Origin of the sequence: Paenibacillus sp. PK1-4R (genome assembly GCF_030369595.1) — a bacterium.
Lineage (GTDB): Bacteria > Bacillota > Bacilli > Paenibacillales > Paenibacillaceae > Paenibacillus.
On the sequence record NZ_CP126535.1, the window covers coordinates 1,337,467 to 1,349,820 of the forward strand.

The 12,354-nt window shown below is 48.2% G+C and carries 9 protein-coding genes and 1 pseudogene; 6 read left to right on the top strand and 4 right to left on the bottom strand.

Annotated features, from left to right (window positions below; genetic code table 11):
- Positions 1-2: 2 nt before the first annotated feature.
- On the bottom strand, positions 3-887 hold the full coding sequence (locus QNO02_RS05530) for a WYL domain-containing protein (RefSeq protein ID WP_133386624.1): 885 nt from the start codon (positions 885-887) through the stop codon (positions 3-5).
- Positions 835-2,190 carry a helix-turn-helix transcriptional regulator gene (locus tag QNO02_RS05535; protein ID WP_289391363.1) on the bottom strand — a complete coding sequence of 452 codons (1,356 nt, stop codon included), beginning with the start codon at positions 2,188-2,190 and terminating at the stop codon, positions 835-837. Before QNO02_RS05535 ends, QNO02_RS05530 begins: the two co-directional genes overlap by 53 nt.
- Positions 2,191-2,561: 371 nt before the next feature.
- On the opposite strand from QNO02_RS05535, the gene QNO02_RS05540 reads away from it, so the two are divergent.
- The 5 genes and pseudogenes from QNO02_RS05540 to QNO02_RS05565 all read left to right on the top strand — a co-directional run bounded on the left by QNO02_RS05540 (position 2,562) and on the right by QNO02_RS05565 (position 10,330).
- Entirely contained in the window at positions 2,562-4,055 is a 1,494-nt protein-coding gene (locus tag QNO02_RS05540; RefSeq protein WP_289391364.1) for a TROVE domain-containing protein, read from the top strand.
- Between the two features lie 26 nt (positions 4,056-4,081).
- Entirely contained in the window at positions 4,082-4,882 is an 801-nt protein-coding gene (locus tag QNO02_RS05545; RefSeq protein ID WP_289391365.1) for a nucleotidyltransferase domain-containing protein, read from the top strand.
- 434 nt (positions 4,883-5,316) lie between these two features.
- Positions 5,317-6,927: a 3' terminal RNA ribose 2'-O-methyltransferase Hen1 gene (locus QNO02_RS05550; protein WP_289391366.1), complete on the top strand. Its 1,611-nt coding sequence runs from the start codon at positions 5,317-5,319 to the stop codon at positions 6,925-6,927.
- Positions 6,924-9,602: pseudogene (locus QNO02_RS05555) on the top strand (polynucleotide kinase-phosphatase). Before QNO02_RS05550 ends, QNO02_RS05555 begins: the two are co-directional and overlap by 4 nt.
- A gap of 95 nt (positions 9,603-9,697) precedes the next feature.
- A complete protein-coding gene (locus tag QNO02_RS05565) occupies positions 9,698-10,330 on the top strand; it encodes a copper amine oxidase N-terminal domain-containing protein (RefSeq protein WP_289391367.1) in 633 nt (210 codons plus the stop codon).
- 141 nt (positions 10,331-10,471) lie between these two features.
- Here QNO02_RS05565 and QNO02_RS05570 read toward each other — a convergent pair whose 3' ends face one another.
- Complete coding sequence (locus QNO02_RS05570; protein ID WP_289391368.1) at positions 10,472-10,864, bottom strand: RidA family protein; 393 nt, start codon at positions 10,862-10,864, stop codon at positions 10,472-10,474.
- A 276-nt stretch (positions 10,865-11,140) separates the two neighbouring features.
- Here QNO02_RS05570 and QNO02_RS05575 point away from each other — a divergent pair, with 276 nt between their 5' ends.
- Positions 11,141-11,392 carry an RNA-binding protein gene (locus QNO02_RS05575; protein ID WP_047841868.1) on the top strand — a complete coding sequence of 84 codons (252 nt, stop codon included), beginning with the start codon at positions 11,141-11,143 and terminating at the stop codon, positions 11,390-11,392.
- A 124-nt stretch (positions 11,393-11,516) separates the two neighbouring features.
- Here the strand turns inward: QNO02_RS05575 and QNO02_RS05580 are convergent, their stop codons facing one another.
- The gene (locus QNO02_RS05580) at positions 11,517-12,353 is read right to left on the bottom strand and encodes a YfjC family protein (RefSeq protein ID WP_289391369.1); all 837 of its coding nucleotides are present in this window, start codon (positions 12,351-12,353) and stop codon (positions 11,517-11,519) included.
- Between the last annotated feature and the right edge of the window lies 1 nt (position 12,354).

Here is a 12,354-nt window from a genome sequence, read left to right on the forward strand (position 1 = left end):
AATCAATGACCATCGGCTTTCGCAAGGGAGCCTTCCTCACGTTGGCGGTGCTGAACTTCATTGGAGTGTTTGGGATGCATATCAGGATCTTTTTCCGCATAACGGGCCAATGCCTTGGCAGCTGTTTCGGACATTCGCTCCCGCAGCACTGTGTGGTCAGCGATTCGAACCCGTTTGCCGAGAAAACGCATTTTGGATAAGACGTAATCCATCTCATTGCGCGGAACGGTCAGCTCGATCCGATATGTCTGCTCGGCTTCCAGGTACTCGACCTGTTTCTCAAAGCAGGAGAAGGCATAGAGGATTCGGGACAGTTCCTGATTGAACTCGGGCAGTACCTCGATGGTGATGGTCGTTTTACGCTTCTCTGTTATCGCAGCAATTCGGGCAGTGTAACCAGAAGCGGTATCCGGCTCAACGGGTTGGGCTTCCACGGTAACGATGCTGTGCAGCTTGGTGGACATGAGCTTGTCGAAGCGAGGCGCGTACCAGAGCACATACCATTCTTTTTTGACCATGGAATACTCCAGTTTATACGGAAAACCAAATTCATCATGGCTTGTGCGTCCATTGCGGACGCGGCCTGTCATTCGAAATCCCTGATGATGCAGTATGATTAGCCTTAACTGTCGAAGTAGTGGGTGAGAGACACTGTTTTCTTCGCTTTTGGCTTTTTCGGTCAGGTAATCTTGAAGGTTCAGGTCCTGCTCACCATTCAGCATGTTGTACATTTTATCCAATGTTACAGCGCTCAGTGCTTCTCTCGCAGCAGGATGATTCAGCATCATGCGAAGCCAGGCCCGTTCCTGTGAGGTCCAGGTGAATAGTCCGGTTTCATTCAATCGCGTCATCATCTGATAGTTGAACATCTTCTCGAACAGGTTCATAATATTCCGCAATCTCCTTCCATTCCTTGATCATCTCCTGGCGTAGTCTCTGAGGTGCGATTATTTCGCAGCTTGAGCCAAAACTCCGTAACCACGGTTTGATCTCAGTGGTACCGTTGACCTGGATTTCGTAGAGAAAGGTATGGTCCGTTTCGGGTATAATCTTGCCCCATTGACCTTGCAGACGAACCCGATCCAGAATGAAGTTGCGCTGACCACGCTCCGGGTGGAAAAAGCGTGCTTGAACCGTCACGGTATTCCCCGTATCCACGAGCCAACTGTAGCGACTAATGTCGGTCCACTGCTGCTTCAATTCGAGCATGTATTCCTCTTCTACTGAATCCTGTTCCTCCAGTTGGGTTATGCCTTCCATCCGGAATTTAACAAAGCCGCGGCGCCCCTGATATCCAATTACATACCAACGACCATACTGATGGTCATAAATCACTTCAAGGGGCACGATCTGGTTGGATCGACCATCTGCTTCGCGTTCAAAGCGTGGATTCGTATTCTGTGAACTGTAGCTGGATGGTTTTTTCGGTGAATAGTATAGGAACTGCACACGTTTGCGCTGACGAATCGCACTAAGCAATGTGTAGAGATGAGCTTCGTCCAGGATACGAGAGTAATAGTGATACTTATAGATATAGGGCTCAGTAGCTTCTTCTTGCGGAAAACTTGCCGTAATGGCTTTCTTCAAACTGTCCCGCAATAAGTACCCTTGTACGGAAGGCACCTGGGTGTTGGCCATCATATCTACAAAATCATACAACTCCAGCTGTTCCTCCACTGTTAATTGGGTAAGGACATCTTGTTGTAAAGCATATCGATACGGTCTGCCACCCGGCTCTTTTCGAATAACCCCAACCTCTTCCAGATACTTCAGGTCGGAGCGAATGGTTTTCTCGTCAGGTAGTGCCAGATCTTCCGGCAGCTCAGCACAGCAGGCGTCCAGCAGTTCCATCGCGGTTAAGGCTTCATCTTGTAAGGTATGCAAAAGGACGGAAAGTCGCTGAACTTCAGTCTCTTTCATCGACTTGGCACGGAAGAGAAAGAGCAGCATAGGCTCTGCCGACTCCCCGTATTGGAAGCGAACGAGATCGGCCATTTCCCGGCTTGCTTCGGCACCTGAGCGTTGGTCGGCGACGGTCTGCATGATTTCTTTTAATCTGCGATTGGTTTTATCAAAGGTATGTACGGATATGCCAAGCCGCTCGGCATACTGTTTGCGGTTATATGCACCGCTTGTTAGGGATAACATGCGTAAGAACTGAATTTCTTTGTCAAAACTCTCTCTTGCCATGAACATTCACTCCTTGTTATCCCTTCATTGTAGCAGGAAGAGTGGCAGGTTTCATTTTAAACTTGTGAAGATTGACTTCATTTCAGAAAATGAGTCGTCGTCATACTTTTACCATGTTCGCGTGTAGGTGCGTGAGGCATAATGAGGTTGTGAAGCGGGGCAGCAACAAGCACTGTGGATCAAGGTTCCGAGGCGCCAGGGAGGGTTACTTCGACTGTTAATCGACCAGGTCGTTGGTTCGAATCCAATCGCCGCCGTTCATGGCGGTGTAGCTCAGCGGTAGAGCGGGTAATATACCTTCCCACCTTTTTCCTCGGATCATTTTATTAAGGAATATCAGTAAATAGACTCACACCGGGAGGTCATGAGTGATGAGCAGAGCGAAACAATTATTTAATCAACCTCAGCCAACGACACGTAATCATGGGGGTTATGGAGCCTATGAGCGATTGGTGGAGGAACAATATATACAGATGTTGATGACCAATACATTGAACAATACGTTCTATGCAGATACCCAGCAACTGATGGACGATGCGATGGTCAGTCATCAGGAGATGGCTGAGGTCGATGCGGGGTTTATGGCGCGGGCGCTGGTCTATGCTCGTAATGAAGGGTTGATGAGGTTACAGCCTCTATACGGGCTGGCACTGCTGTCCAAAGTAGACGCGGATCAGTTTGCAAAGGTGTTCTCCAAGGTCGTACAGACACCGGCTGATTTGGCTGATTTTCTGACCATTCTGAGAGGATTGGGTCGGGGGCAGGGCGGACGAGCGGTAAAGCGTCAGGTGAGTCTCTTTTTGAACGGGATCAGTGAATACTGGGCGATCAAATACAACGGACGCGGGCGTGGATATAGTCTGGGCGATATGATCGCTACAGCACATCCCAAGCCGATAGATCTGAAGCAGCAAGCCTTATTCCGTTATTTGCGCGGGCATGAGGTGGATCTTACGGAACTTCCGCAGTTGCAGGCCCTTGAAAAGCTGAAAGCTACCCCTAACCCGGCAAGTCGGATGCATCTGATCGTGAAAGGTAAACTTCCGTATTCGGTGGTCACCTCGATCATGCAACCGACACGTACGGTGTGGGAGGCGTTAATGTCACAGATGCCGACCTTTGCGTTGCTGCGCCATCTGAATGCAATGGATCGGGCAGGTGTTTTTGAAAAATCGAAAAATATCGATTACGTAACGGGCCGTCTAACGGATGCAGAAGCCCTGCGCAAGTCGCGAATCTTACCTTTCCGATTCGCCAGTGCGTATGAAATGATTGCGAGAGAAGAGTTGCGGGATGCTTTGAGGCAAGCGGTGGAGCTATCCATTGGCAACCTGCCAACACTGCCGGGAAAAACGGCTATTTTCCTGGATCGCTCCGGTTCCATGCAAGGGAATTATTTGCGGATTGGTTCGGTGCTGGCACTGGCGCTTTATAAACAAACACGAGGTAACGCACTGTTCTGGTTATTCGATCATATGGTTGAGGATGCTCGTCCCAAGATGGATGAGAGCATTCTTTCCCAAGCTCACCGTATTCGCGCACAAGGTGGAACAGACACGGGTCGACCAGTGCGGGAACTTCGGGATATCGGAGAAAAAGTGGATCAGATCATTATGATCACCGATGAACAGCAGAATGAAGGCAGCCCGTTATATGCCGAGCTTGAGCGATATCGCCGGATGATGAATCCGGAGTTGAAGGCATTTATTGTGGATATAGCACCTTATCGGCAGGCAATGGTACCGCCACGGGATGGCAAAACCTTTTACATCTACGGTTGGAGTGAAACGGTATTGACGTATATTGCCGAGACTGTGGCAGGATATGATACACTCGCGAACCGGGTTAGAGAGATAGAGATTTAATTGAGGGAATTTGGAGGCGGCTGACCATGACCTACGTTCATGAAGAAATGAGAGATACGATTAGACAACAGCTGAAGCAGATTGAACAGGACGAGCAGGTACGGATCATCTATGCCTGTGAATCAGGCAGCCGGGCGTGGGGGTTTCCTTCTCAGGACAGCGATTATGATGTGCGTTTTCTATATGTGAGACCGCTGGAATGGTACTTGTCGATTGAGGATAAAAGGGATGTGATCGAACGCCCAATCAGTGACCAGCTCGACATTAATGGTTGGGATCTGCGCAAGGCGTTGAAGCTGTTTCGCAAATCCAATCCACCACTTTTGGAGTGGCTGCAATCCCCCATTCAGTATGATGAACAGTATAACGTGGCACAGCATATCCGTGCACTTTCACCGTTGACCTTCTCGCCCAAGTCCTGCATGTATCATTATCTGAATATGGCAAAGGGGAACTTCCGCGATTATTTACAAGGTGAGCGGGTCAAGATTAAAAAGTATTTCTATGTTCTTCGTCCATTACTCGCTTGTGGCTGGATCGAACGTTATGATGCAATGCCACCGATGGCATTCGAAGAGTTGGTGCAAGAACTTGTACCTGCGACTACACCGCTATATACGGAGATTCATGAATTGCTGCGCCGGAAAAAGGCAGGCGAGGAACTGGATCTGGAGCCGCAGTTGCCCGCAATTCAGACTTTTTTGGCGGAGAAGATCGAGCATTTTGAACAACTGGCCGGACAGATGGATAATGAGCAAATAATTCAATTTGAAGAATTGGATCGGATTTTCCGTTTGGCATTGCAAGAGGTGTGGGGGAACAATTAGGGCGTTTCTTCTCACCCAGGCGAGCGATTCGATGATGAATGTCCGCGTCCCGAACGTTTTAAAGTTCAGGTCGGCTGGCCGATTGTGACGAGTTGCAATTGCTAGGGAGAGTATGTTCTAAGGAACACAGGACGTCCTATGTGGCCTCCAGGGTGCCTTTTTAAAATGTAAGGAACATGGGACACGTTATTTTCCGAAAAAGTCGGATAAAAGGATAGAAAAAGGCGGTTTAGCTCCATATAGCGTGACTGGGGTTCGTTAGGTTTCCGGGGGTGCTTCTCATTATGAAATAAGACGCCAGCGATTCGTTAGCGCTCCATCATGCACTTGTGCTGCTCTGGCTCCGAGACGTTTAAGAACGCTTGGGCTTTCAGCAGGTTTGAAGACACTGTCTAGTGCGTGAAACATTTTTCATATATTAAGGAGGAGAACTGATGCATCTGATCTTAAAAGCAAGCGGCGCTGACGCGGCGGTCGTATCCCATTTGTTAGCGAAGAATCCGCTGAATATATATGACCGCGTAGACAAAGGCGTGCGTGTAAGAATGGTGTACACCACAACTACAGAGAACGAAACGGAAGTGCTGATTCATGCCGAGCCTGATCCTGTGGATCTGGTCAGGGGTACACCCGATGGATATGACATAACGCAATATATCAATGATCGTGAGTTCGTGACCAGCAGTTTGTTCTGCTCCTACATACGTGGGGCGCTAGGGACGGCCCTGAATGGTAAGCCCAAGGAAGACTATGTGCAATGGGTAGGTCATACTTTTGAGTTGGAACTGACATTTGGCCCAGTGGCGTCCGATCTGCCGGATCGAGTTGTGGAAGAATTATTCTTGCCATTAGGATACGCCGTTTCGGTGGAGCGTGGAGAACTATCGTATTCATTTGATCTGAAAAGTAAAAGCACGGTTCGCCATATCATCCTGCGTGGACGTAATACGGTACAACATGCACTGCGTCAGCTTTTTCTACTGATTCCAGTGCTGGATAATTACAAACATTATTTCATCAGTGAAGATGAGATCGATAAAATCAAACGGTATGGTGAAGGCTGGCTGGATGCTCACCCACTGAAAGAACTCATTGTGAAGCGTACGTTGCGTTTTACCGAACTGATTCGGCAGTATGAGCGTCAAGAGGGTGCTTTGACTGTGTCCTTTGGACAGGAGAGAGGAATAGGCCACACCTCGGAAGCGATTATTCAGGAGAATAAAGCAGGGCATCAGGAAGAAGGAGAACAAGAGTACCTGGGGTCCGAGTCCGATAGCGATGAGAAGCAACTGAATGCAGATTCTAGAGGTCCAGGTGAAGGTACAGATGCAGATACAGAGATAGAAGATGGTGATGCAAAGATTGCTGATGTAGATACAGGTACAGCTGGAGGAGATGGCGGGCAATCTGAACAATCTGAACCTCCTGTGCGGTTAAACGAGTTGCGTTATCGTGCGATTACAGATGTGGTTGCAGCGTTGCCAGTCAAACGGAGCATTGTTGATATGGGAGCGGGTGAAGGCAAGCTGTCTGCCCGTTTGGCGTACATTCCCGGTGTGGAGGCAATTCTGGCCGTTGAACCTTCCGGTCAGTCGCGGCTCCGGGCCATGGAGCGCTTTACTAAGTTGGAGGGGCGTTCAGGAGTGGTGGCTATGCCGGAACCAATCATTGGTTCACTGTTTTATTTTGACGAGCAGATGCAAAACCAGGATGTTATGATCCTGTGCGAAGTGATTGAGCATATTGAGGAATATCGTCTAAACGGAATTATGGATACAATCATGAACGAATATCAGCCAGAAGTGCTGCTGGTCACTACACCAAACAAGGAATATAACGAAGTGTATGCAATGGAGCAGGAAAGCTTTCGCCACCATGATCATCGCTTTGAGTGGACCCGTGCGGAGCTGGTTTCCCGGTGTGAGGAATGGACGCAACAAGGGAACTATGCCTATGAAATTAAAGGTATCGGTGAGCATGCAGAAGGTTATGGAAAACCTACCCAACTGGTCATTTTTGAGCGGAGAAAGGAGAGCCAATCATGAGGAGAATAGTAACACCGAACGAAATCTCGGATGTAGGCAGAGGGCAGCAGGATAGGGAAAGTGGGACGGAGGAAAGACAGCGTGAGATTCATCTACCCAACGCAGGCATTGTCGTTCTTGTCGGCCCGTCCAACAGTGGCAAAAGTACGTTGCTGGATCGTCTTGTTGCAGAAAGCGTCATTCGCCGCACGGAAGCCGTCTCATCCGATCAATTCCGCATGCTGGTTGGAGATGATGAGTATGTGGATTGGAAACACCGTCCCCGCAGTGAAGCGGATGTGATCTATGCGGAGTATCAGCAAGTATCGGCCAAAGCATTTGAAGCGATGGAGGCGATGCTGGCAACCCGCTGCCGCCTGAACAAGCTGACCTGGGTGGATGCGACACATCTGTATCCCGAGGATCGCGAGCGCCTGATTCAGATGGCGAGAAAGGCTCATGTGCCTGTGATTGCTGTCGTGTTGGATATTCCGGAAAAAGAACTACTGGAACGTGATGCCCAGCGGGAGTATCCGCGTGGCCGTCAACGGGTGAAACAACAGGTGCAGCAGTTCAAGCGCACATTACGCTCGATCCGTGAGGATGGCTTTGATGCCAGTTATGTGCTGAAGCGGCCAGATGAGATTACGTTTGTCCGCACATCCAATCCGCTGGTGACTGACATGGGTACAGGTATTGATATCATCGGAGATATTCACGGTTGTTATGATGAAATGATGGAATTAATCGTGCGCCTCGGATATGTGGACAAGGACGGAAGTGGCCTGTATCGTCACCCTGAAGGACGCAAATTGGTCTCCGTTGGTGACGTAACGAGCCGTGGGCCAGAATCGTTACAATGTCTGTTGTTCTGGCAACGTCATTGTACCGCCGAGCTCGCCTACATGATTGACAGTAATCACGGCTGGAAGATCGCACGTTATCTGGATGGTCGAGACGTTACGCTGAGTCATGGTGACGAACGGGTGGAGATGGAACTGCTACAGTTTGAGCAGGAGCACGGCCAAGAGACAGCAAAGCGAGTACGTGCAGAGCTTAAGGCATTTCTGCTTGATGCACCATCTCATCTGGTGTTTTCCAGTAACGGGGTAAGACAGGTGGTTGTTGCACACGCAGGGATTCGAGATCATTTTATTGGAAAACAGTCCAAACGCATTCAGGATTACTGCCGGTATGGCGATGTGGAAGGGACGGATGATCAGGGTCGGCCTGTGCGCAAGGATTGGTACGTGGATCACAATTCGGGTGAATGCATCGTTTGGGGGCATGATCCTCGTCCATATCCTACGATTGTGAATGATACGGTCAACATCGATCAAGGTGTCGTTTTTGGTGGCATGCTCACTGCTTGGCGAATGCCAGAACGTGAGGCAGTCAGTGTTCCGGCGAAGCAGGATTATGCGGGGGATCCGGATAGTCCATTAAAGCGCTGGGAACAGCGGCGTTTTGCTCCGCCCAACATACGTAAGTTCAAGGAGGGTTTCACGGTTCAGACAGCATCCAAACTGGATGTGTCTGTGCACGGTGAGGTGGCGAAGACGGCAATTGATACGTTTTCCCATTATACTGTACCGCTGGAAGAACTGATTTACATCCCGCCTACAATGAGTCCTCCGCCAGGTGTATGTTCTGTAGAAGGATACCTGGAGCATCCACAGGATGCGTTCCAGTATTATCGCTTACAGGGCGTTACCCGTATGGTTGCCGAGAAAAAACACATGGGCAGCCGGGCCATTTTACTTCTCATCCGCGATGAACAAGCTGCGGTGCAGCGAGTGGGTAGGCCGATGTTGGGGAACATTGTGACCCGGACGGGCCGATCCTTTTTTGACCCTTCGATAGAGCAGGCTGTGCTCTCAAGGTTACATGCTGATTTGACCGCAGGTGGTTATTTTGATCGTCATCAGACCGAATTTGTATTGCTCGATGCGGAGATTGTACCTTGGAATCTGAAGGCGCGTGAGCTGATTGCTTCGCAATATGCACATGTGGCCGAAGCCTCGCTTATGGATCGCTCTACGGTACTGGACAAACTGCGCGAAGCTCAAGCAGCAGGTCGTAAGGTAGATGAGTGGTTGCAGGAGACAGCAGGTAAACTCGCTAATGCCGAGACGTTCCGCGATGTATTCCAAAAATACTGCTGGGATGTGGATGATATCGTGGACATTCGGATTGCGCCGTTCCACACACTTGCACATAGCACGGGAGCATTTTGGGAGCAAACACATGAATGGCATATGGAACAAAACCGTGAGTTCGCCTGAATGTCGACCTTGATGATGGAGACGGAATATCGCATGATCGCAAGTGAGGCAGATGAAGCGGATGTCATTCGTTGGTGGGATGAGATTACGGCGGAAGGTCATGAGGGGATTGTGATCAAACCTGAAACGTTCCGCGCTTGGAATAACAACAAAATGATTCAACCTGCGATTAAAGTACGAGGACGTGCATATTTGCACATCATCTATGGGATGGATTACCTGGCACCCGAGAATTTGTCCCGACTTCGTAAACGCAAAACATCCAAAAAAGAACGTCACGCCTTAATGGAGAGTGCTTTGGGCATGGAGGGTATTGAGCGCTTTATACGCAGAGAGCCAGTGGAACGAATTCATGAATGCGTGCTGGCAACGCTATCGCTGGAGTCGGAGCGAGTAGACCCGCGTTTGTGAACTGTTATGTGAAAATAAATTTTGTTATTCACCTATATTGTATGGGTAAATATGGTATGATACTCTGGCTAAACTAATTGCTGGAGGTTATCCGTATGCGTATCAAAGTAATAAGCAGTTTGCTTGCCATTTTCATGATTTTTGCTACTGTTGCGTCTGCTCATCCAGGAAGAACAGATTCGAGTGGAGGGCACACCTGTCGTACCAACTGTGCAAAATGGGGGCTGAAACAAGGGGAATATCATTATCACAACGGAGGTTCCTCTTCGAGTTCCAAATCTTCATCTTCAAGTTCATCCAGTTCAGGAAGTACCAAGAAAAGTAACAAGTCTTCAACGGCAACCCAAAAGAAAGCCACTCCTAAACCAGAATATATAACGTCTTCTGTTCATGTGAATGTGAATGGTTCCAAGGTTATTTTCACTGAATCTCCAATTGTAATGAATAACACAAATCTCGTACCCCTGCGTGAGATGGCCGGAGCGTTGAAAGCCAAAACGTCTTGGGACAGTAAGACTCAAACCATTACCGTTACCAAAGACAAGTACAAGCTAATCTTTACCTTGGGCAGTAAAAAGGTGAAGGTTAACGGGAAAGAAGTCACCCTACAGGCAGCACCCAAAGAAATTAAGGGAACGACGTACATTCCCCTCAGAGTTTTGGTAGAAGGGCTTGGGGCATCCCTCACTTCATCCGGTAATACGCTGACGGTGAAGGTGAAAGAATAAGATTAAGATTAAGAAATCAGAAAGAAGCAGGTTAGGAGTTTATCCGGCCCTGCTTCTTTTTTTGTGTATGAACTTCGTTAAAGCGAGACCTCATCAGGCCATTTTACTTGGCTCTGAAACGTTGGATATGACCTGGATCAGTTAGTCGGTATGAGCAATCGCTCGAATCTCAATCAGTTGATGAGGGAAGGCGAGTCCTGAGGTCCCAACCATCGTGACAGCCGGACGATGCGTACCAATATACTTTTTGTACACGGCGACACATGCCTCAAGATGCTCCTGCGGGTGAACCAGAAAAATCTCCAGTTCAGCAATGTTCAACTTGGTCACATTGAATCCTGCGAGCACACGATCCAAGTTATCCAGTGTCTGGCGAACCTGTGCTTCAATATCATCGACACCAATAAACGTTCCCTGCATATCATGCGAAAATTGTCCTGCAATGTAGATCGTACCGTTAACGCTGTATCCCTGAGCAACGCTAAATGCTTCTTCCCACGGGACACCGTGGCTATATATTTGAGCTGAAGACATATATTTCTCTCCTTTGGAAATTCAAGATATGGTTAGTATAAACGGAGAAAAACGACTTGGGCAGTACGCACTTTCATGACAGTGACTATCCATTAGGATAGTGTAAACACGGTGTTTGTGAGCCTAACGACTCATTCCAGAGAATCTTTATATCAGGATATTTAATTTAGGTATAACTAACTTAAGTCCTATATCCTTCCACTAGAATCTGGGTAATAATTATAGTAGGCAAGTGATTAATGGAATCTCATAACGTAACGATAGGGGGTAACCTGTATGGCATCTGTGATTCTGCTGGTGAAACAGACGGAGGACGATGAGAAGGTTATTTATCGCTTCGGACCGAATGAGCGAAAGATGGGGCTCATTGAGATGAATAAGATCAAGGAAAGTGTGAGGGAACTGGAACCTGTCCAGGTGGATGGGGTAAGTCCGAGTTTTTTCTTTAATCGAGCCGCGCAGCGACTGGTACGATGTTTATTCAGGGAAGGCGGCAAGTTCCCGGAACGAACGACGTTTGAATCATAGTCCTATGGCAGGCTGCATGACAAGTAGCTGAGCAGGCAGCTGAGAGTTCATGGGTTAAATAATGGAAGAAGTCCAAGAGACCAAAGGTGGTGGCTCTTGGACTTTTTTTGCGTGTGGTGCACATTTAAGTATGGGAGACAGGAACCGCGAAGCGATCGATCCATTCTCGCAATTGTCTACGAAAGGAGGAATTGGTATGCTGGTCAATCTCGATGTTAGAATTATTTTCGCTGGTGGAATCTCTGTTAGTCATGCTCCAGATACCTTGTTCGGTATGAAGCAGCAGGAGAGCTTGATCAGGCAGAGGAATTACATCTTCGGCATAATTGATGATACTGAGGTTATCCACACTACGACCAGAAGCTTCAAAAGAGTTATGCCATACCTTCAATAACTCGCGTGTTTCTAGAGGTAGCTCCCAATCGTCCATGAATCTATCTAACAAAATACGGTTTTCCTCGTTCGTCAAGACATTCCATTGTTCCTCCGTTATCGTGAACTGAGTAGGTTGATCAATGAATGGTTTGTGTTGCCCTATGTAAAATCGGAACAGTTCCTCTTCCCATTCTTCAGGTTCTGTCCAGGTGAACAAATGCACACGTTGATCCACTGCCAAATGATAGAGGTATGTATCGTTGTTATCTGTACTTTTGTGAATAGTTAATACCTTTTCTTGTTCAAGGCTGTCTGAGTACGCTCTAATCATGCTGCGGCTTTGGGCAAAATGCATAAGCATCTTCAAAAACTCCGGCTCGATCTCTATCTCGCTATCTTCCATATGCAAGATGAGCCCTTTGGATAAAAGACCGTGAGAGGCAGCCCTTAGAACGAGTTCCCAGTGTTGTTCAGATAACTCGCCATACATCGGTTTTAGGAGACCGACTGCAATGTCCTCTGCACCAAGTGTGGCCAGCGCAAATCCGAATTCTTCAATGGATAAGGTAACAAGTCGTTTATTCATG